This window comes from Pseudomonas bharatica (genome assembly GCF_048586865.1).
Classification (GTDB): domain Bacteria; phylum Pseudomonadota; class Gammaproteobacteria; order Pseudomonadales; family Pseudomonadaceae; genus Aquipseudomonas; species Aquipseudomonas bharatica.
On record NZ_JBMAWR010000008.1, the window covers coordinates 26,117 to 47,479 of the forward strand.

The 21,363-nt window shown below is 65.7% G+C and carries 17 protein-coding genes; 10 read left to right on the plus strand and 7 right to left on the minus strand.

Annotated elements, in window-relative coordinates:
* Positions 1–4: 4 nt before the first annotated feature.
* Entirely contained in the window at positions 5–925 is a 921-nt protein-coding gene (locus ACKLLE_RS11680; RefSeq protein WP_420058033.1) for a PDR/VanB family oxidoreductase, read from the minus strand.
* Entirely contained in the window at positions 922–1,422 is a 501-nt protein-coding gene (locus ACKLLE_RS11685) for a dimethylamine monooxygenase subunit DmmA family protein (RefSeq protein ID WP_420058035.1), read from the minus strand. Before ACKLLE_RS11685 ends, ACKLLE_RS11680 begins: the two co-directional genes overlap by 4 nt.
* A gap of 161 nt (positions 1,423–1,583) precedes the next feature.
* Here ACKLLE_RS11685 and ACKLLE_RS11690 point away from each other — a divergent pair, with 161 nt between their 5' ends.
* The gene (locus tag ACKLLE_RS11690; protein WP_064304183.1) at positions 1,584–2,183 is read left to right on the plus strand and encodes a LuxR C-terminal-related transcriptional regulator; all 600 of its coding nucleotides are present in this window, start codon (positions 1,584–1,586) and stop codon (positions 2,181–2,183) included.
* Between the two features lie 87 nt (positions 2,184–2,270).
* Positions 2,271–3,185, plus strand: coding sequence for a site-specific integrase (locus ACKLLE_RS11695; protein WP_064304184.1), 915 nt, complete (start codon positions 2,271–2,273; stop codon positions 3,183–3,185).
* 37 nt (positions 3,186–3,222) lie between these two features.
* Here ACKLLE_RS11695 and mhpT read toward each other — a convergent pair whose 3' ends face one another.
* The gene (mhpT, locus tag ACKLLE_RS11700; RefSeq protein ID WP_420058037.1) at positions 3,223–4,446 is read right to left on the minus strand and encodes a 3-(3-hydroxy-phenyl)propionate transporter MhpT; all 1,224 of its coding nucleotides are present in this window, start codon (positions 4,444–4,446) and stop codon (positions 3,223–3,225) included.
* Positions 4,447–4,761: 315 nt separating this feature from the next.
* Between mhpT and ACKLLE_RS11705 the strand changes: the two genes are divergently transcribed.
* A complete protein-coding gene (locus tag ACKLLE_RS11705; protein WP_420058039.1) occupies positions 4,762–6,039 on the plus strand; it encodes an OprD family porin in 1,278 nt (425 codons plus the stop codon).
* A gap of 135 nt (positions 6,040–6,174) precedes the next feature.
* Here the strand turns inward: ACKLLE_RS11705 and ACKLLE_RS11710 are convergent, their stop codons facing one another.
* Complete coding sequence (locus tag ACKLLE_RS11710) at positions 6,175–6,645, minus strand: MarR family winged helix-turn-helix transcriptional regulator (RefSeq protein WP_064304187.1); 471 nt, start codon at positions 6,643–6,645, stop codon at positions 6,175–6,177.
* Positions 6,646–6,843: 198 nt separating this feature from the next.
* Here ACKLLE_RS11710 and ACKLLE_RS11715 point away from each other — a divergent pair, with 198 nt between their 5' ends.
* The 7 genes from ACKLLE_RS11715 (at position 6,844) to ACKLLE_RS11745 (ending at position 17,615) form a co-directional block, all read left to right on the plus strand.
* Positions 6,844–7,674, plus strand: a complete 831-nt coding sequence (locus tag ACKLLE_RS11715; RefSeq protein ID WP_009400868.1) for a p-hydroxycinnamoyl CoA hydratase/lyase — start codon at positions 6,844–6,846, stop codon at positions 7,672–7,674.
* A 71-nt stretch (positions 7,675–7,745) separates the two neighbouring features.
* Positions 7,746–9,194: an aldehyde dehydrogenase gene (locus ACKLLE_RS11720; RefSeq protein ID WP_420058041.1), complete on the plus strand. Its 1,449-nt coding sequence runs from the start codon at positions 7,746–7,748 to the stop codon at positions 9,192–9,194.
* Positions 9,195–9,269: 75 nt separating this feature from the next.
* The gene (locus ACKLLE_RS11725) at positions 9,270–11,153 is read left to right on the plus strand and encodes a feruloyl-CoA synthase (RefSeq protein WP_420058042.1); all 1,884 of its coding nucleotides are present in this window, start codon (positions 9,270–9,272) and stop codon (positions 11,151–11,153) included.
* Positions 11,150–12,382, plus strand: a complete 1,233-nt coding sequence (locus tag ACKLLE_RS11730) for a thiolase family protein (protein WP_420058043.1) — start codon at positions 11,150–11,152, stop codon at positions 12,380–12,382. The genes ACKLLE_RS11725 and ACKLLE_RS11730 overlap by 4 nt, the downstream gene beginning before the upstream one ends.
* Before the next feature lie 12 nt (positions 12,383–12,394).
* Entirely contained in the window at positions 12,395–14,128 is a 1,734-nt protein-coding gene (locus ACKLLE_RS11735) for an acyl-CoA dehydrogenase family protein (protein WP_420058045.1), read from the plus strand.
* Positions 14,129–14,368: 240 nt separating this feature from the next.
* Positions 14,369–15,115: an outer membrane beta-barrel protein gene (locus ACKLLE_RS11740; protein ID WP_420058046.1), complete on the plus strand. Its 747-nt coding sequence runs from the start codon at positions 14,369–14,371 to the stop codon at positions 15,113–15,115.
* Between the two features lie 271 nt (positions 15,116–15,386).
* Positions 15,387–17,615, plus strand: a complete 2,229-nt coding sequence (locus tag ACKLLE_RS11745; protein WP_420058047.1) for a TonB-dependent receptor — start codon at positions 15,387–15,389, stop codon at positions 17,613–17,615.
* A gap of 114 nt (positions 17,616–17,729) precedes the next feature.
* On the opposite strand, the gene ACKLLE_RS11750 is transcribed toward ACKLLE_RS11745, so the two are convergent.
* The 3 genes from ACKLLE_RS11750 to ACKLLE_RS11760 are packed head-to-tail and all read right to left on the minus strand — an operon-like array spanning position 17,730 to position 21,121.
* On the minus strand, positions 17,730–18,749 hold the full coding sequence (locus tag ACKLLE_RS11750) for an AraC family transcriptional regulator (protein ID WP_420058048.1): 1,020 nt from the start codon (positions 18,747–18,749) through the stop codon (positions 17,730–17,732).
* Positions 18,746–19,666, minus strand: a complete 921-nt coding sequence (locus ACKLLE_RS11755; protein WP_420058050.1) for a GGDEF domain-containing protein — start codon at positions 19,664–19,666, stop codon at positions 18,746–18,748. The genes ACKLLE_RS11750 and ACKLLE_RS11755 overlap by 4 nt, the downstream gene beginning before the upstream one ends.
* A gap of 54 nt (positions 19,667–19,720) precedes the next feature.
* The gene (locus tag ACKLLE_RS11760) at positions 19,721–21,121 is read right to left on the minus strand and encodes a purple acid phosphatase family protein (RefSeq protein WP_420058052.1); all 1,401 of its coding nucleotides are present in this window, start codon (positions 21,119–21,121) and stop codon (positions 19,721–19,723) included.
* Positions 21,122–21,363: the final 242 nt, after the last annotated feature.

Genomic DNA, 21,363 nt, shown 5'->3' on the forward strand with positions numbered 1-21,363 from the left:
GGGGTCAGATATCCAGCAGGATCGGGCTGCCGCAGCCACGGGATACGCAGGGCATCAGGCTGGTGGCACGCTCGTTGGCGGCTAGGAAGTGGTCGCGGTGCTCGACGTCGCCTTTCAGGTAAGGCGTCTGGCACTGGCCGCACACGCCGCCACGGCACAGGTTGGGGATCTCGACGCCGGCGGCTTCGAGGGCTTCGAGCAGGCTTTGCTCGGCACCGACCTGCAATTGGCGGCCGCTGCGCTGCAGCTCGACGCTGAAGGGCAGGCCCGGCTCGGCCGCAGCAAAGGCTTCGCTGTGAACGCGGCGCGGACTCCAGCCCTGGGCCGCGGCCTGTTCGGCTATCGCCAGCAGCAAGGATTGCGGGCCGCAGCTGTAGACGTGGGCGCCCAGTGAGCGGTCCTTGAGCAGGGCCCGGGCATCCAGGCGACGGATGCCGGCGGGGTACTCGTGCAAGCGCGGGCCGAGCGACTGGCGCAGTTCGCCCAGGTAGGCATCGCTGCTGCCGCTGCGGTAGGCGTAGTGCAGCTCGAAGTCGTCACCGCGGCGCAGCAGTTCGCGGCTGTGGGCCATGAAGGGCGTGATGCCGATCCCTGCGGCCACCAGCAGGTGCTGCCGGGCCTTGCTGTAGAGCGGGAAGAGATTGGCCGGGGCGCCGATGCGCAAGTGATCGCCACTGCACAGCACCTGGTGCAGGTAGCGCGAGCCGCCCCGGGAGTTGTCCTGATGGCGCACGGCGATGCGGTATTCACGGTTGTCAGCCGGGTCGCCGAGCAGCGAATAGGCATTGCGTCGTCCATCGGGCAGGTGCACCTGGACGTGGCTGCCGGCGGAAAAGCCGGGCAGGGCGCCGTCGATCGCTTGCAGGCGGTACTCGCGGATCACCGGGGTCAGTTCATGGATGGCGGCGACGCGGACATCGATCATGGGCGGGGCTCTCCATTCGGCAAGTCGGCATTCGGCAAGTCGGCGTAGGGTTGGTCGGCATCGGCGCACACACCGAGGTAGGCGCCCAGGCGTTGCGAGAAGTGGCGCCGCACCTCCAGCTGCACGCCGCAGTGGGCGCAGGTCAGGGATTCGGCGGCGCTGGCCGGCTGGCACTGGGCGCAGTGCACGCAGAACACCCGGCGACTGCCCGGCAAGCGGCTGAGGAGGATTTCATCGCCCTGCAGGCCGGCGGCCTGGGCCACGGCTTGCAGCGGCCAGATGAAGGCTTCGTCGCCGCGCAATTCCAGGCGCAGGCCGCAGCGGGCCAGTTCAAGGCGGGCGGCGAGGGCCTGCTGCAAGGCAGCGTTGCTGGCGTAATCGCCCTGCACCAGCTGCTGCGCGGCGGGATACCCGGCGTCGCGGTACTGCGTGACCAGCAGATCCGCCGGCCCGGCCTGGGGCTCGTAGCGGGGGACGCTGAAAGGGTGATCGGTCATGGCTTTTCTCTGCGGCTGTTTCTTCGTGAGGGAAATAATTTCTCCTCAGGAAATTTCGCTCAATCCGCTAGAGGGGGTATGCCAAAAGGAGTAGTGGGCGCCGCAGGGCACGAAAGTTGCTGCCTTGGGAATCAATTCCCCAGGGTTGCAGGAGGAGAGGGATGGACAATGCCTTGCAGTCGCCCATCGCGCGGGACGACCTCACCGAGCGCGAGGGCCAGACCCTGGCGCTGATCGGCGCGGGCCTGAGCAACAAGCAGATCGCCCGGGAACTGGGAATCAGCGACGGCACCGTGAAGATCTACGTGCGCAATCTGCTGCGCAAGTTCCGCCTCGGCTCGCGCCTGGCCCTGGCCACGAGGGTGCATCGCGGTGCACCGGTGATGCCTGCTGCACCGATTCCGTTCGCTTCCGGCCTGCTGGATGAACTGCCGGGGCTGATCTACCGCGGGCGCAACGACCGCACCTGGTACATGGAGTACGTCAGCGCAGGGTGCCTGCCATTGACCGGCTATCCACCGGAATACCTGACCTCCAGCCCGGAGCGCAGCTACGGCTCGCTGATCCTCGACGAGTATGCGGAGTACATCTGGTACTGCGTGCAATGCGCGCTGCTCAAGCACGAGCCCTATCAACTGAGCTACCGGATCCGCAGCGCCGGTGGGCAGATCAAGGACGTGTGGGAGACGGGGGTTGGCATCTATTCCGGCGACGGCGAGGTGCTGGGCGTCGAAGGGGCGATCTTCGAGCGGCTGGTGTGAGGTTCGCGTACGCCGGAAAGCACTTGCTCGCGTACGGGGGCTCGGTCATCCTGCCCCGCATCGCTACCCGCCGAGGAACCCCAAGGTTTGCCCGAGTCACTGCCCAACCCGTTGTTGCAATACCTCGCCCGATTGGCCCCCTCCAGCCAGTTGACCATGAACTATGTGCTGCAGGACGCTGCCGACCGTCTCGGTTTCGACGAGTGCGATATCAGCGACGTGCCCTGGCATCAGCTCGAACCCGCGCATATCACCGATCTGGTTGCCGCCCTGCGCAGCGATGGCTACGCGCCTAACAGCACGTCGCTCTACGTCAATGCCGTTCGTGGCGTGATGAACGAAGCCTGGCGCCTGGGCCTGATCGACCAGGAGCGCCTGTTGCGCATTCGCGAAGTCAAGGGCGTGCAGGGCACCCGCCTGCCGGTGGGGCGCAACCTCAAGCGCAGCCTGATCCGCGAACTGATGGAGGTCTGCGCCGCCGATCCGCGGCCCCAGGGCCTGCGCGATGCGGCGCTGATCGCTTTGCTGTACGGGACCGGCATGCGCAAATCGGAGTCGGTGAACATCGACCTGGCCCAGGTGGACTTTGCCGAGCGCAGCCTGCAGGTGCTGGGCAAGGGCAACAAGCAGTTGATCAAGTACGCCCCGGCCTGGGCCTTCGAAAAGCTCGATGCCTGGCTGACGTTCCGTCGCCAGCAGTTACCGCCGGGCGTCCAGGACGATGGCTTCCTGTTCAACCGCATTCGCCGCGGCAGCCATATCACCCGCGAGCGCATCACCAAGCACGCGATCTACTACATCGCCCGCCAGCGCGGACAACAGGTGGGGGTGAAGATCATGCCCCACGATTTCCGCCGGTCGTTCATTACCCGGGTGATCGAGGAGCATGACCTGTCCATCGCGCAGAAACTGGCGCACCACAGCAATATCCAGACCACCGCCAACTACGATATGCGCGATGACAACGAGCGGCGCAGGGCGGTGGACCGGTATGACTATTGAAGCGTGGAAGACGCGGATGCCCTGGGTGAAATAGACATCAGGACCCGGCTTTCTGCAACGGTGCGGAAACGGCCTCCGCAGCCTGTCCGGAATGCCGCATCACATGGATCGCCGCCAGCGCCGCTACCACCAGCCCCGGCGAAGCGGCCAGCAGCACGCCGGCCGTCCCGGCACCGGCCGCAAGGATCTGCCCGGCCGCCAGCGGTCCGCTCACCGAACCCAGGCGCCCGATGGCCACTGCCGCCCCGACACCGGTAGCGCGTACGGCGGTCGGATACAGCGGCGGGGCCAGCGCGTAGAGCACCAGTTGCGCGGCGATCACGAACAGCCCTGCGGCAAACCCGGCAATGGCCATGGCCGTCACGCCCACCGACAACCCCAGCCCGGCCAGCGATACAAGCAGGCCGGCATAGATGCACAGGGTGACCCGCTGCGGGCTGCCACGGTCCAGCAGCATGCCGCCCAGCAGCGAACCCAGCGCGCCGCCGACGTTGAACAGCATCTGCACCAGCCCGGCATCCGGCTTGCTGAAGCCCTGGCCGATCAGCAGCGACGGCAGCCAGTTGAGCAGCATGTACATCACGGTCAGGGTGAAGAAGTAGGCGAGCCACAGCATCAGCGTGGCACTGGCCCTGCCTTCGCCGAACAGCGCGCTGGACGTGGAAGGCCGTTGCAGCACCGCACCGGCCTGCTGGAAGGCGCGGGATTCCGGAAGCATGACCAGCATCAGCGGGACCGCGAGCAGGGGCGCGAGGCCACCGATGATAAAGGTCATCTGCCAGTGATCATGGGAGAACATCGCCACCACCGCTGCCAGCGCACCACCGAGCGGTACCCCGGAATACATGATGCTGATGGCGGTGCTGCGCCGTTGCTCGCCCACCGCTTCGGCGCACAGGGCGATCAGGTTGGGCAGGGCGGCGCCCAAGCCCAGGCCGGTCATCAGCCGGGCCAGCAGCAACTGGTTATAGGTGGCGACATAGGCGGTCCACAGGGAGAACACGCCGAACAGGATGACCGCCGCCACCAGGACTTTCTTGCGCCCGATCCGGTCGGCCAGCCAGCCGCCGAAGAACGCTCCCGGCAACAGGCCGATGATGCTGGCACTGAATACCCAGCCGAGCATCTTCGGGTCCAGCTCGAAACTCTGGCGCAACCCGGCAGCCGCGGTGCCGGCCGATTGCAGGTCGAAACCCTCGATCAGCGCGACGATGAAACACAAAGCGATTGTCAGCGTCGGACGACGCAGTGAAGTGTCCATGGCATGGCCTCGTTCTTGTTGTTGTAGTTCTGCTTGCACCGGTCTCGGACGCCGGCGTGAAAACAAGATAACAAGAATAACTATTTTTGCAGCTGGTTTTTTCTGATCGACGAGGCTTTTGAAGAGGCTTGCGCTAGACGCCGGCGCGACGGAAAATCCCCCGGTCGTGATCGAATAGTTAATAAAATTAATGTTCGATTATCGGTCATTTGCCGTTGACGGAGCCTGGCTGCCTTTCCATTCTCCGCTGCGAGGCGACGCCCGATACGTCGCCCGACTGCCAGAAAACAAAAACAACAAGAGTGGACTCCCCTTATGCAGCACTGCGTTCGTGATACCCGCGCTTTCCTGGCGCTGGCGGTGGCATTGGCCAGCACCCCGAGCCTGGCTGGCGGCTTCTTCGAAGACAGCCACGCCAACCTTGCGCTGAAAAACTACTACCTGGATCGCGACTACAAGGACGGCGGCGCCAAGAGCGCCGCGCGGGAGTGGGCACAGGGTTTCAATCTGTTCGTCGAGTCCGGCTTTACCGAAGGGCCGGTGGGCTTCGGCCTGGATGCCCGGGGCTTGCTGGGGTTGAAGCTGGATTCGGCGCCTCATCGCAGCGGCACCGAACTGCTGCCGGTGTCGAAAAGCGACAAGGTCGCGGCCGATGATTACTCGCGGCTGGCAATGACCGCCAAGATGAGGATCAGCCAGACCACGGTGAAGAGCGGCGACAACCTGATCTTCCTGCCGTTCGCCTTCGCCAGTCCGTCGCGCCTGCTGCCGCAGACATTCCGCGGCACCACCCTGAGCTCGAAGGAAATCGACGGCCTGACCGTCAATGCCGGCTACCTGGACCGTATCAACAAGCGCGATTCCACCAGCTACGAGCGCATGGCGATCGCCTCGCCCAATGGCCGCTTCCGTGGCCCGGAAACCTCGCCGCACATGCTCTATGCCGGCGCTGACTACCAGTTGAACAAGTCCCTCGGGTTTCGTGCCTATCATGCCGAGCTCAAGGACCTCTACCAGCAGGACACCCTGGCCGCACTCTACGAGCAGGGCATCGGTGACGGTACCTTCAGCGCCGACCTGCGCAGCTTCTTCAGCCGCGAGGACGGCCAGGCACGAGCGGGCAGGGTGGACAACGTCAACGCCTCGGCGATGTTCAGCTACCGCCTGGGCGGGCACAGGCTGGGCGTCGGCTACATGCACTCCAGCGGCGACTCGGCCACGCCCTATGTGTCGGGTACCGAGTTGATGGGCATGAGCGAGCTGACCATGAGTTCGGACTTCCTCAACGCCAAGGAGCACACCTGGCAGGCGATCTACGACTACGACTTCGTCGCCCTCGGCGTGCCGGGGCTCAAGAGCCGGCTGCGCTACGTGCGCGGGGACAATATCGAGCTGGCCTCGCTCAATGCCGACGACCGCAAGGAGCGTGAGTTCCAGATGGAGCTGGGCTATGTGATCCAGAGCGGGCCGATGAAGAACGTCGGGTTCCTGGCGAGGAAGTCGATCTACCGCAATGACTTCCCGACGGGCGCGGCGTTCAGGGACGAAAACCAGACCCGGTTCATCGTGACCTACACCTTGCCGATCTGGTAACCCGCATCTCACGGTTGACACACAACCCTGTGGGAGCCGGCGTTACCGGCGATGAGGCCTGAAAAGACAATGATGTTGTCCGGGCGGGCCTCATCGCCGGCAACGCCGGCTCCCACAGGGTACGCGGCGTGCTGTCTATTCCTGATACACCTTCTTCAACAAGCGCAGCAACTCCGCGCGCTCGCTGTCGTCCAGCGCCGCCGTGGCATCGCGGTCGCTGTCGCTGGCGATCTGCCGAAGTTCCTTGAGCAGCGCTTCCCCGGTCTTGCTCAGGAAGATCCCGTAGGAACGCTTGTCCGGCTTGCAGCGAATGCGCACCGCCAGCGCCCGCTCTTCCAGCTTGTTCAGCAACGGCACCACCTGCGGCGGCTCGATGGCCAGGGCGCGGGCCAGGTCGGCCTGCATCAGCCCGGGGCTTTGGTCGATGATCGCCAGCGCGGAGAACTGCGCGGGGCGCAGGTCGTGCACCGCGAGCCGGGCGATGAGGTTCTGGAACAGCTTCAACTGGGCACGGCGCAACGCGTAACCGATCAGGTCTTCGAGGGAGGCATCCAGCGCCGGGGCCGGCTCGGGGGCGGTGTCGGTGTTGCGGGCGGACCTTGCCATCGGAAGCGGAACTCCTTGGATCATGAGTAAGAAAGTTACCCAGTTTGCCCGCCCGAAGGGGATATGGCTAGCGCGCTCAGCAAAGAAAGCCATTCTACTGATTCTGGGGAAAGGATAATTTTCATAATAGTTAATTGACATAACTAATTTGCTCGATTAGCTTGCTAACCATCACCTCGAACAACAAGAGTGCATCACATGAGCAACTACGAAGGCCGCTGGACCACCGTCAAGGTCGAACTGGAATCGGGCATCGCCTGGGTCACCCTGAACCGTCCGGACAAACGCAACGCCATGAGCCCGACCCTCAACCGCGAGATGGTCGATGTCCTGGAAACCCTGGAGCAGGACCCGCAGGCCGGCGTGCTGGTGCTGACGGGTGCGGGCGAGTCCTGGACCGCCGGCATGGACCTCAAGGAATACTTCCGCGAAGTGGACGCCGGCCCCGAGATCCTCCAGGAAAAGATCCGTCGCGAAGCCTCGCAATGGCAATGGAAGCTGCTGCGCATGTACGCCAAGCCGACCATCGCCATGGTCAACGGCTGGTGCTTCGGCGGCGGTTTCAGCCCGCTGGTGGCCTGCGACCTGGCAATCTGCGCCGACGAAGCCACCTTCGGCCTCTCGGAAATCAACTGGGGTATCCCGCCGGGCAACCTGGTGAGCAAGGCCATGGCCGACACCGTGGGCCATCGCCAGTCGCTGTACTACATCATGACCGGCAAGACCTTCGGCGGGCCGAAAGCCGCCGAGATGGGCCTGGTCAACGAAAGCGTGCCATTGGCGCAACTGCGCCAGACCACGCGCGAGCTGGCGCTGAACCTGCTGGAAAAGAACCCGGTGGTCCTGCGCGCCGCCAAGAACGGCTTCAAGCGTTGCCGCGAGCTGACCTGGGAGCAGAACGAAGACTACCTGTACGCCAAGCTCGACCAGTCGCGCCTGCTGGACACCGAAGGCGGTCGCGAGCAGGGCATGAAGCAATTCCTCGACGACAAGAGCATCAAGCCGGGCCTGCAGGCGTATAAACGCTGAATGCCCACGGCGACGTCCAGCGACGTCGCCATCGCGTGCTTCCCGATAAAGACAACTAACGAGGAACGAGCATGTTGCAGGTGCCTTTGCTGATTGGCGGCGAGTCGCGTCCCGCCAGTGACGGACGAACCTTCGAACGGCGCAACCCGGTGACCGGGGCAGTGGTGTCGCGGGTGGCCGCCGCCACCCTGGACGACGCCGACGCTGCGGTTGCCGCGGCCAGCGCCGCTTTTCCGGCCTGGTCGCGCCTGGCCCCCAACGAACGCCGCAGCCGCCTGCTGGCCGCCGCCGATGCCTTGCAGGCGCGTACTTCCGAGTTCATCGCCGCCGCTGGCGAGACCGGGGCCATGGCCAACTGGTACGGATTCAACGTCAAGCTGGCCGCCGGCATGCTGCGTGAAGCAGCCTCCATGACCACCCAGATCACCGGCGAAATCATCCCCTCCGACGTGCCCGGCAGCCTGGCCATGGCCGTACGGGCGCCCTGCGGCGTGGTCCTGGGCATTGCGCCATGGAACGCCCCGGTGATCCTCGCCACCCGCGCTATCGCCATGCCTTTGGCCTGCGGCAATACCGTGGTGCTCAAGGCCTCCGAGCTGAGCCCGGCGGTGCATCGGCTGATCGGCCAGGTGCTGCAGGACGCCGGCCTGGGCGATGGTGTGGTCAACGTGATCAGCAACGATCCGGCCGACGCGCCGAAGATCGTCGAGCGCCTGATCGCCAACCCGGCGGTGCGCCGGGTCAATTTCACCGGCTCGACCCATGTCGGGCGCATCGTTGGCGAGCTGGCGGCGCGGCACTTGAAGCCGGCGCTGCTGGAACTGGGCGGCAAGGCGCCGTTCCTGGTGCTGGACGATGCCGACCTCGACGCCGCCGTCGAAGCGGCGGCCTTCGGTGCCTACTTCAACCAGGGCCAGATCTGCATGTCCACCGAACGCCTGGTGGTGGACGAGAAGATCGCCGACACCTTCGTCGACAAGCTCGCCGCCAAGATCGCCACCCTGCGCGCCGGCGATCCGCAGGACCCGGCCTCCGTGCTCGGTTCGCTGGTCGACAGCGGCGCCGGCGAGCGCATCAAGGCGCTGATCGACGATGCCGTGGAAAAGGGTGCACGCCTGGTCTGCGGCGGCCAGCTGGACGGCAGCATCCTGCAGCCGACCCTGCTGGACCGGGTGGACGCCAGCATGCGCCTGTATCGCGAGGAGTCCTTCGGTCCGGTGGCGGTGGTTCTGCGTGGTACGGACGACGAGGCGCTGCTGGCCCTGGCCAACGACTCCGAGTTCGGCTTGTCCTCGGCCATCTTCAGCCGCGACACCAGCCGCGCCCTGGCCCTGGCCCAGCGGGTCGAGTCGGGCATCTGCCATATCAACGGACCGACCGTGCACGACGAGGCGCAGATGCCGTTCGGCGGGGTCAAGTCCAGTGGCTACGGCAGTTTCGGCAGCCGCACGGCGATCGACCAGTTCACCCAGTTGCGCTGGATCACCCTGCAGCACGGTGCCCGTCACTACCCCATCTGATCCGCCCGGCAGTACCCGCCGCCTGGCGCATCCGGGCGGCGGCACGACAGACAACAAGAACAAGGAGCAACCTGCGTGAATTCCGAAGCCAGTCCACGGCCGACCGACCGTGCCCAACCTCCGCGCTATCGGCAGGTGTCCATCGGTCATCCCGAGGTTGAAGTCAGTGATGTCGGGGGCATCCTGCGCATGCGTGCGCTGGAGCCTTTGGCGCCGCTGCCTGCGCGCCTGCTCGAACGCCTGGAATACTGGGCCGAAGTACGCCCCGGGCAGACCTTTATCGCCGCCCGCGAAAACGGCGGTGCCTGGCGCGAGATCAGTTACGCCGCGATGCTCCGGCAGGTGCGGACCATCGCCGCTCACCTGCTCGACCTGGGCCTGAGCGCCGAGCGTCCGCTGGCGCTGTTGTCCGGCAATGACATCGAGCACCTGCAGATCGCCCTCGGCGCCATGTACGCGGGCATTCCCTATTGCCCGGTGTCGCCGGCCTACGCCTTGCTGTCCCAGGACTTCGCCAAGCTGCGGCATGTCTGCGAGGTGCTCACCCCGGGCGTGGTCTTCGTCAGCGATAGCCAGCCGTTCCAGCGTGCCATCGACGCGGTGCTGGACCCTTCGGTGGCGGTGATCAGCGTGCGTGGCGTCGTCGAGGGGCGCCAGACGATCGATTTCGCTTCGCTGCTGGAGCCCACCGACCTGGACAGAGCCGACGCTGCCTTTGCCGCCACCGGCCCCGACACCATCGCCAAATTCCTGTTTACCTCCGGCTCGACCAAGCTGCCCAAGGCGGTGATTACCACCCAGCGCATGCTCTGTGCCAACCAGCAGATGCTGCTGCAGACCTTCCCGGTGTTCGCCGAGGAGCCGCCGGTGCTGGTGGATTGGCTGCCGTGGAACCACACCTTTGGCGGCAGCCATAACCTCGGCATCGTCCTGTACAACGGCGGCAGCTTCTACCTCGATGCCGGCAAGCCGACGCCCCAGGGCTTCGCCGAGACCCTGCGCAACCTGCGCGAGATTTCGCCCACGGCCTACCTCACCGTGCCCAAGGGCTGGGAAGAGCTGGTCAAGGCGCTGGAGCAGGACGCCGGGCTGCGCGAGGTGTTCTTTGCCCGCATCAAGCTGTTCTTCTTCGCCGCGGCGGGGCTGTCGCAAAGTATCTGGGACCGGCTCGACCGCATCGCCGAGCAACACTGCGGCGAACGCATCCGCATGATGGCTGGGCTGGGTATGACCGAGGCCGCGCCGTCCTGCACCTTCACCACCGGACCGCTGTCCATGGCCGGCTATATCGGCCTGCCGGCGCCGGGGTGCGAGGTCAAGCTGGTGCCGGTGGGCGACAAGCTCGAAGGCCGCTTCCGCGGCCCGCACATCATGCCCGGCTACTGGCGCGCGGCGCAGCAGACTGCCGAAGTGTTCGACGACGAAGGGTTCTATTGCTCGGGCGACGCAATCAAGCTTGCCGATCCGCAGCAGAGCCAGCTCGGCCTGATGTTCGATGGCCGCATCGCCGAGGACTTCAAGCTTTCGTCCGGGGTCTTCGTCAGCGTCGGGCCGCTGCGCAACCGCGCGGTGCTGGAGGGCTCGCCCTATGTGCAGGACATCGTGGTGGCGGCGCCGGATCGGGAATGCCTGGGCATCCTGGTCTTCCCGCGCTTGCCCGAATGCCGGCAACTGGCGGGGCTGGACGGGCAGGCCAGTGACGCCGAAGTGCTGGCCAGCGCCCCGGTGCGCGCCTGGTTCGCCGACTGGCTGGAGCGCCTGAACCGCGACGCCCAGGGCAATGCCAGCCGCCTGGAATGGCTGGCCCTGCAGGAGGAAGCGCCTTCGATCGACCAGGGCGAGATCACCGACAAGGGCTCGATCAACCAGCGTGCTGTGCTGCAACGGCGGGCTGCCCAGGTCGAGGCGCTGTATCGCGGCGAGGCACCGGGCATAGTGCGCGCCGGAGGGAAACCATGAGCCTGTGCAGCCGTTTCGACGATGTGGCGATCGTCGAGATGGCGCGTACGCCATGGGTCGACCTCGGTGGCGCGCTGGCCGGGGTATCGCCCATCGACCTGGGCATCCATGCGGGCAGGGCGGTGCTGGAACGGGCGGCGCTCGCCCCGGGCAGCGTCGACAGCGTGCTGGCCGGCAGCATGGCCCAGGCCAGTTTCGATGCGTACATGCTGCCCCGGCATATCGGCCTGTACAGCGGCGTGCCGCAGGCGGTGCCGGCGCTGGCGGTACAGCGGATCTGCGGCACGGGGCTGGAATTGCTGCGCCAGGCCGGCGAGCAGTTGCGTGACGGCGTGCAGCGGGTGCTGTGCGTGGGCGCGGAGTCGATGTCGCGCAACCCGATTGCGGCGTACGAGCACCGCGGCGGCTTCCGCCTGGGGGCGCCGGTCGGGTTCAAGGATTTTCTTTGGGAGGCACTGTACGACCCGGCGGCTGGCGTGGACATGATCGGTACCGCCGAGAACCTGGCCCGTGAGTACGGGCTGGACCGGGAAGCGGTGGATGCCTGGGCCTTGCGCAGCCATCAGCGGGCCCTGTCCGCCCAGGCGGCCGGGTGGTTCGACGAGGAAATCGCCGCCGTACGCAGTGCAGTCTTCGAAGCGGACGATTGCCTGCCACGGGGGATCGAACTGCCCCGGGGCGTCAGCGAAGTCGTTCGTGACAGCCATCCCCGTACTACCGATGCCACCGCGCTGGCCCGGCTGCGGGCCATCCACGGGGGCGGCGTACAGACCGCCGGCAACAGTTGCGCGGCGGTCGATGGTGCAGCGGCGGCGCTGGTCTGTCGTTACTCGGCCTGCGAGCGGCCACCCTTGGCCCGGCTGTTGATGGCCACGGCCGTCGGCGTGCCGCCCCGGACCATGGGCATCGGCCCGGCCCCGGCGATCCGCCTGCTGCTGGAGCGCAGCGGCTTGCGCCTGGAGCAGATCGACCGCTTCGAGATCAACGAGGCACAGGCGGCACAGGTGCTGGCGGTGGCCCGTGCGCTGGAGCTGGACCCCGAGCGCCTGAACGTCCATGGCGGTTCCATCGCGCTCGGCCATCCGCTGGCGGCCACCGGCCTGCGCCTGGTGCAGACCCTCGCTCGCCAGTTGCGCGAAGGCAACCTGCGCTATGGCATCGCCGCGGCCTGCATTGGTGGCGGCCAGGGCATGGCGCTGTTGATCGAAAACCCCCAATTCGCTGCTTGAACGAGGTAACCCATGGCCTACCGGGCGCCTTTGGGCGATATGCAATTCGTGCTGCAACACTGGCTGCGCGCCGACCGCGACTGGCGGGAAATGCCGGCGTTCGCCGAGGTCGATTTCGACCTTGCCGGGCAGGTGCTGGAAGAGGCGGCGCGCTTCGCCAGCCAGGTCCTCGCTCCGCTGAACACCCCGGGTGATCGCCAGGGCTGCCGGCTGGTGGATGGCGAAGTCATCACCCCGGAGGGGTTTCCGGCGGCTTACCGCGCCTATGTCGAAGGCGGCTGGCCGGCGCTGGCCTGCGCGGTGGAGCAGGGCGGCCAGGGCCTGCCCCAGGTACTGGATGCGGCGCTGCTGGAAATGCTCTACGCCAGCAACCATGCCTGGGCCATGTACACCGGGATCGCCCATGGCGCCTATCTGTGCCTGAAGACCCACGCTTCGCCCGAATTGCAGGCGCGTTATCTGCCCGGCATCGTCAGCGGCGAGACCTTGCCGACCATGTGCCTGACCGAACCCCAGGCCGGCAGCGATGTCGGTCTGCTGCGCTGTCGCGCCGAGCCGCTGGACGACGGCAGCTATGCGGTCAGTGGCAACAAGCTGTTCATCTCCGGTGGCGAGCATGACCTGAGCCACGACATCCTTCATCTCGTCCTCGCCCGCTTGCCGGATGCACCTGCCGGCAGCAGGGGCGTGTCGTTGCTGCTGGTACCGAAATGGCTGGACGGCGGTGAGCGCAACGGCGTGCATTGCGATGGCCTGGAACACAAGCTCGGCATTCGCGGCAGCGCCACCTGTGCCTTGCGTTTCGAAGGCGCTCGCGGCTGGCTGGTGGGCCGGCCACACGGCGGGCTGGCGGCGATGTTCGTGATGATGAACTCGGCGCGCCTGCATGTTGGCTTGCAGGGGCTGGGACATGCCGAAGCGGCCTGGCAAGTGGCCCGTGACTACGCCCTGGAGCGGCGACAGATGCGCGCCCCCAGGCATCCCGAGGGCGTCGCGCCGGCATTGGCCGACCCGATCCACCTGCACCCGGCCATGCGCCGGATTCTCCTGGAACTGCGGGTGCGTACCGAAGGCATGCGCGCCATCGGCTACTGGGCCGCGCATTGGCTGGATATCGCCGCCGAAGCGGCTGACCCGGCGCAGCGTGCCAAGGCCGAGACCCTCGCAGCGTTGCTCACGCCTGTCGTCAAGGCCAGCTTCACCAGCCAGGGATTCGAGCTGGCGAGCAAGGCGTTGCAGGTGTTCGGCGGGTACGGCTACACGGCGGAGTTCCCCATCGAGCAGACCCTGCGCGACAGCCGCATCGCCATGATCTACGAAGGCAGCAACGAGATTCAGGCCAACGACCTGCTGCTGCGCAAGGTGCTCGGCGATGGCGGCGAGGGCTTCGGCCTGCTGCTCGCCGAGCTGCGCGCGGAAGCGCAGGCGAGCGGCTCGGTGTACGCCGATGCGCTGGGCGAGGTGTGCGACGGTCTGGAGGGATTGCTGCCGGAGCTGCAGGCGTTCAGTGCCGGGGATGGCGAGTATCCTTATCGGGCGGCGGGGGACTTCCTGCAGTTGTGCTCCATCAGTCTGCTGGCCTTTGCCTGGGCCCGGAGTGCCCGCTGTGCCGAGGGGCTGGCGCAGCCGCTGCGGCGGGAGAAGCTGGAGAGTGCCGGGTTCTGCTTCGATTATCTGTTGCCGGAGTTCGATCGGCAGATGGCGGCTGTGCGGGCGGCGCGGGCGCCGCTGGCATTTATTGGGTGACTGTACCGGCCTCATCGCGGGTGAACCCGCTCCCACAGGGGATTGCATAACCTGTGGGAGCGGGTTCACCCGCGATGAGGCCGGTCCAAACACCCGAAAAACCTGGGCGAGGCCCGTACCAGAGCCTCGGCTTGTGCGACAGATTTCACAAAACTTTCACTTTATTTCGAACTTTCCTACAGACCATTCCCTCGAAGCCCTGCATTCGTTAATACGTTTACCGTCATGGAGGCTTCACCAATGCGTACCCGTAACCTGCTCGTCCCGACCTGCATCCTGGCCCTTCTGGGGGCTCCCCTGGCTGCCGTCGCCGCGCCGAGCACCGACCCGCTGTTTACCCTCGGTCTGACGGGCAGCTACGACAAGTTCAAGTTCGAAGGCGGCAGCGAATCCGACGACAGCCATATGGGCCAGGGCGGTGTGTTCGCCACTTTCGGCAACAAGCTCACCGCCGAATCCGGCTTCATCTACCAGATCGGAGCCGAGGCCAAGTACGGCAAGAAGAACGACAACAAGCTCAAGGAAGCCCAGGCCGACCTCGACCTCGGCTGGCGTGCCGCGCTGGATGCGCGCAACTTCGTCGATGTCAGCGTGGGTGGCGGCTACGGCTGGTCGCGCTTCGAGCCGGACATCAACGACATCGACACCAAGCTCACCGTCAAATCGCCATTCGCCAAGGCTGCACTGGGCTACAACCACCAGTTCGATGCCTCGACCCTGCGCGTCGAAGTCGGTGCCCGCCACACCATCGATGGCCGTGCGCGCCTGAAGGTCGAGGATTTCGGCAGCGACAGCGTCGACCTGAAGGACCGCACCAACCCCTACGCCGAAGTCAGCCTGCTGATGAACCAGCAGGGCGGCATGCCGATCCAGGTCGGCGCCTACTACACCCGTACCGAATACAAGCTGGACGAGGACTCGGCAGTGGCCGACAACACCAAGCTCAAGCGTGACGAGTTCGGCGTGAAGGTGGGTCTGGCGTTCTGATAAGGAGCGCAGAACGCACTGACTTGCAATGAACCTGTGGGAGCGGGTTTACCCGCGATAGCGATGGTGAATCCACTACCGTAATCGCGGGTAAACCCGCTCCCACAGGGTCCGAGGTGTTTGTTCGGGAAGCAGCAATCCACTGCTGAGCCACTGTTCCTGACAAAGCAGTCAAACCCCCATCCCCGCCACAGCCCTTGATTCACAAGGCTCCCAGCCTCTGGCACGGGCATTGCCATGGTGCAGCCAGTCCGTAATCAGAGAACTGCCCATGACCCTGCCTTTGCGCCGCCAGCCCCTGGCGCTGTTGATCGCCACGACCTTGCTGCCCATCCACGCCGCCCTGGCCGATGACACCGACAAGCCCGATGCCCTGCCCACCGTGACCGTCACCGCGCAGAAGCGCGAGGAATCGTTGCAGGACGTCGCCGCTGCGGTTTCCGCGGTGTCCGGCAAGAGCATCGAACAGACCGGTGGCGGCTTTACCGCCGGCAAGGCCCTGCAGGATGTGCCCAACGCCATCGCTCCCGAGTTCGCCGGCAACCAGCGGCCACGCTGGTACATCCGCGGCATGGGCTCCGGCGATATGGCCTCGACCACCGTTTACCCGGTGGGCATCTATGTCGATGACACCTATATCAGCCCGCATATCGCCACCGGCGGTCCGCTCTACGACCTGGAGCGGGTGGAAATCCTGCGCGGGCCCCAGGGCACCCTGTGGGGCAAGAACACCACCGGCGGGGCGATCAACTTCGTTTCGCGCAAGCCGCAGTTCGAAGAGGGCAACGGCTACTTCAAGCTCGACGCCGGGAATTACGACTCGCGCCTGTACGAGGGGGCCTATGGCGGCACGCTCGTCGATGATCGCCTGGCCGCCCGGGTGGCCTTCGTCGACCAGAGCAAGGACGGCCAGTTGAAGAACATCGTCGATGGCCACACCGTCGGCGACGTGCATGACCAGGCGGTGCGCGCGCAGATCCTCGCCCGCCTGAGCGACGACCTCGATGCCACCCTGCAGATCCGCTCCCGCGACTACAAGGGCCAGGGCATCGCCACCCGTGCCTGGGGCGCCGGCCCTGGCGGCACCACGCTGTTCGGCCCGGCACCGGCGCTCAAGGACGATGAAGCCGCCTTCACAGGCAAGGGCGAGGACCGCATCGAACACAACGGCGTGCAGCTCAACCTGCACTGGGACCTCGGCGAGCTGGCCCTGGACTCGATCACCGCCTTCGACGACATCCAGGAAAAGGCCCAGGGTCCCAACATGGGCATCTACGAGTTCGGCCGCTCCTGGGGTGACGATCACTGGCGCCAGGTGTCCCAGGAATTGCGCCTTTCCTCGCCCAGGAACCAGCCTGTGAGCTGGATCGTCGGCACCCACCTGTTCCACGAAAGCCTCGACAGCACCAGCAGCAGCGCGATCCTGCCCACCGCCTACAACGCGCCCTTCGGCGTCGCCAGCTATGGCCGCACCGACCTTGACCAAAGCACCACCAGCTACGCGCTGTTCGGCAGCAGCACCTGGCAGGCCAGCGATGATCTGAGTTTCACCCTGGGCTTGCGCTGGACCCGCGAGACCAAGGACATCGACCTAAATCGCGTCGCTTCGCCGGATGCCGCGGACGTGTCCTTCGCCAGCAGCAACCGTTGGTGGAAGACCTACACCGGTACCCTGGCCACCGTCGCCACCCAGGACGAGAAACGCACCTGGAACAAGCTGACCTACGATTTCACCCCCGAGTACCAGCTCAATGACAACGCCCGGGTGTATTTCCGTTATGCCAAGGGCTTCCGCTCCGGCGGCTTCAATGGCGGCGCTACGGTGCAGGCGGAAACCTCGGTGGTGGCGCCGGAGAACGTCGATGCCTACGAACTGGGGATCAAGAGCGAATGGTTCGACGAGCGCCTGATCGCCAACGCCAACGTCTTCTATTACGACTACGCCGATATCCAGGTGAACACCGTCTCGGTGAGCAACGGGCAGGTGGTGTCGCTGCTGACCAACAGCGGTGCCGGGGTGATTCGCGGGGCCGAATTCGAACTGCAGGCACTGCCGTTGCAGAACCTGCAACTGCGCGGCTCGCTGGGCCTGCTGCATACCGAACTGAAGGACTTCTCCTCGCCGGGCGGTCCGGACTACTCGGGCAACCGCATTGCCCGCTCGCCGGAGCGGACCCTGTCGGTGGGGGCGAGCTACCGGATCCCGCTGGAAGGCGGTGATGCCGTGACCCTGGACAACAGCTGGCGCTACCAGAGCCGCATCTACTTCCTGCCGACCGCCCAGGAGGACCATAGCGTGTCGCAGGGCGGGTACACGCTGGGCAATGCCAGCCTGACCTATCACTTCGCCGGCAAGCAGGACCTGGACCTGAGCGCTTATGTGAACAACCTCACCGACAAGCGCTACAAGACCGACAGCGTGCCGCTGCCGTTCGACATTGCCTGGGATGCGCGGGGTGACCGCAGGACTTATGGCGTGTCGGTGACCACCCACTTCTGATGGGGTGTGGCTGCTGGCCTCATCGCCGGCAACGCCGGCTCCCACGGTTATCGCGTACACCGCAGGACCTTGTGGGAGCCGGCGTTGCCGGCGATGAGGCCAGTACAGACACCATCACCCAAACCACCGGGCCAACCCGCTCGGCGTCAACCCGGTCCACCTCTTGAACGACCTGCGGAAATTGGTCGTATCACTGAACCGCAGGTAGTTGCATACCTCTTCATTGGTGTACCCCTTCATCTGGTAGAGGTACAACGCCACGTGCCTCCGTACCAGGTCGAGTTGCTGCTGGAAGTGGGTGCCATGCTTGCTCAGCTTGCGCTTGAAGGTGGTGGGACTGATGCCGAAGGCGGCCGCTACGCGGTCGAGGTTGATCGGCTCGTGGATATGCGCGTGCAGGTGATCGAACAACAGGTCGAGGAAGCTCGACCCACCGCCCAGCGCGGCCAGCTGTTCCAGGCACGCCTGTCGCGCCACCAGCCCCGGGGTGGTCGCCGCATTGGGCAGCGGTCGGTGGATATGCTGCCGTGGCAAGGAGAGCAGGGTGATCTGCGCATCGAAGCGCACCTCCTCACCGAGGTACACCCAGTACTGCTCGATATGCCGCGGCTGGCTCCAGGCACACTGGATACGCCACGGCAGATGCTCGCCCACCAGCCGCCGGCTCATCGCCAATACCGCGCTGAGACAGGCCTCGCCTAGAAACTGCGCCTGGTTGCCAGCGCCACAAGCGTCCTGCCAGTACAGGTGCAGGTACTGCTCTTCGAGCATCAAGCGTGGTGTCAGCAACGGGCTGAGCAGCGCATGGAATTCGCACAGGTGTTCCAGCGCCTGGTACAGGTCCCGGGCATGCAGCAGGGTCTGGCTGGCCTCGCCATAGTGCCCGGGCAGCAGGCGCTGGCCGAACAGGAAGGCGCTGTCATCGGCATCCAGCAGGCGCCGGGCGTTGTCGATCAGGGTCAGGAACTGCTGCTGGCTGAAACGCGTGGTGCCCCGGCTCAGGTCCTCGTAGAACACCTCGCAGCCGTGCAGCAGACGATGGCTGTCGATGCCCCTGGACAGTGCCAGGTCGATCAGGGTCGCAGGCTGGTAGTGACCGACGATAAATCGCTGGTCGCGCTCGTAGCCGCTCATGCCGCGCCCCGCTGCGGTGCTTGCCGCCTGGCCTTGGCGATGCCGAGATTGACCCGCCTGAGCAGGCTTTCCACATCGTCGTCGTAGGCCATGGCCGCAGCCACGCTGGCGCGCAGTTGCAGGCGCTCGCCGTGGCGCAAGGTCTTGTAGGCGAAGCCGGCGACCGCCTGTTGCAGCTCCTGCGCCAGCCAGCGGGCCTGGGTTTCGCCGGTATTGGGCATGACCACGACGAAGCGGTCGCCGGCCAGGCGGCAGAGCACGTCCTGCTGGCGCAGGTTGAGCACCAGCAACTGGGCCAGCATCTGCAACAGGTGATCGCCCTCGGCCTCGCCATGCACCAGGTTCACCGCGCTGAAATCATCGATGTCCAGCACCACCAGCGACAATGGCTGCTGCGCGCGTTCGGCCTGCTCCAGGGCCAGTTGCACGTGCTGGCGCAGGTACTGGGCGCCGCCCAGCGGGGTCAGCTTGTCGAACAGCAGGTGTTCGCGGAACCACCCCTCGCGCTTGCTCATCTGCGCGTTGATCGCCTGCTGCTCCTTGTGCAGGTGGTAGATGCCGACGGTCACCAGGAGCAGACCCACCGGCATCGGCGCGGTTTCCAGCCAGTTGTCCCAGACCGCGTCCGGGGCCAGGCGGATAAACTCGTCGAGCACATCCATCCACCAGGAAAAACACACGCAGGCCATGCCCACCGCGAGCAGGCGGCTGACCCGGCCAGCGGGGCGGCTGCGCATCAGCATTACCAGCCAGACCAGCCATATCAGCCCCGAGCCGCCTTCGCCGACCACGTCCATCCAGTTGATCTGCGCCCACGGCTTGACTTCGCCGAAGGCAAGGTAGACCTGCAAGCCCAGGTTGGCGGCGACGGCCAGGCCGACAAAGGTCAGGGTGTGCAGCTTGAGCAGTGATTTCATCGAAGGTCTCCGCACCGGGTCCGTCCAGCGTGCCCGATCTGGGTCACAGGAGTGTTACAAGGATTTGCTGCGTGATGTGCAGGGCAACTGGTCCGGGCCTGTTTCACCGCTGCAGAAGCGTTCGACGGGCAGTTTCCCGGCCGGCTCGCTCAGGCGATTGCGGCCCTGCTTGTCGCGGTTCAGGTCGAAGGCGTCGTAGAGCGTGCCGCTGGCGGTGAAGCTGCGCACTTCAAGACGCGACGGCAGCACCTCGACGGTCTGGTACAGCTGGGTGTCCTCGGCGCTGCGGTCCGGCTGCCGGCGGGCGCGGTCGTTGAGGCCGTACATCTTCGAACCGGCCACCGAAACCAGGTACACCGGGCCCTGGACCTTGCCGGCGGCGCGCGCCTTCTTCGCTGCGGCACGCCCGTTTTCATCGCTAAGGCGGCTGTAGCAGTGATCGTGCCCCTGCAACACCAGGTCCACCTTGTAGCGCTCGAACAGCGGTTTCCACGCTGCCTTCAGCGGCCCGGTGTCTTCCGGGCGAGCGCAGGTGAACAGTGGCTGGTGGGTGACCACGATCTTCCAGCGTGCCTGGCTTTCCTTCAGGCGCTGTTCAAGCCACTGGCTCTGCCGGTCGAGGGTGTTCAGGTCGAGGGCGGCCGTGCCGTCGAGGACGATGAAGCGCACGCCCTGGTAATCGATGAAATAGGTGGTGCTTTCCAGTCCCTTCACGCCGTTACCCGGCAGGGCGAACTGTTTCGCCCAATGCGGGCCGAGCACACGGCCTTCGCTGCCATCGGGGTTGAGGCTGTCCAGGTATTCGTGGTTGCCGGCGGCGACCACTTGCGGCACTGCGGCGTAGTGGAAGCCGCCGGCCTGGTTCCATTCGCCCCATTCGTCGTCGTGCACCAGGTCGTCGCGCTGCGAGGTGAGATCGCCAGCATGGACCACCAGCGCCGGGCTGGCGGTGGCGTGCAGGGCCTGGCGCACGCTGCGCGAGGCAATGGAGAGAATGTCGTTCTGGGTGTCGCCCAGGTAGATGAAGCGGAAGGGCTTGAAGCCCTGGGCGGCGGTACGCAGCTGCAGCCATTCGCTCCAGCCTTCGGCGCCCTTGACCCGGTACACATAGGGGGTGTCCGGTTGCAGGCCGGTGAGACGTACCTGGTGATACCGTGCCGCACCGTTTTCCGTGTCCAGCGGTTGGCTGCGGCCTTCGACCAGGGTGGCGCGTTTTTCCAGTTGCGGGCCGTCCAGCGCCGGCGCCAGTTGCAGCTGGCTGCTGGTCTGGCGACTGTCGGTACGGAAGGTCACGGCCATTTCCCGGGCGGGATTGGCCCCGGGAGTCAGGACAATGCGGTCGGCCAGGCCCGTGGCGGCATAGGGCGCGCCGGGGGAATGGGGCAGGGGGTCGGCGGCGGTGGCGCTGCCGATGCAGGCGGCGAGGGCGAGGGCCAGCAGGCTCGGGCGGTACATGGAGGATCCTTGATCGGTGGGTTCTGGCGGCCAAGGAAACAAAGGCAAATGACGCTTGGGTTACAGGGTGGGGGGTCTATTTGGACGCTGGGAGATGTGAAAAAAATGGTGGATCTCAAGGCCACCGCGAACCCTGTGGGAGCGGGTTCACCCGCGATTACCGTGGTAGCTTCACTATTGCAATCGCGGGTGAACCCGCTCCCACAGGGCCCTCAATGTTCTTGAAAGGGGGTCATATCAGG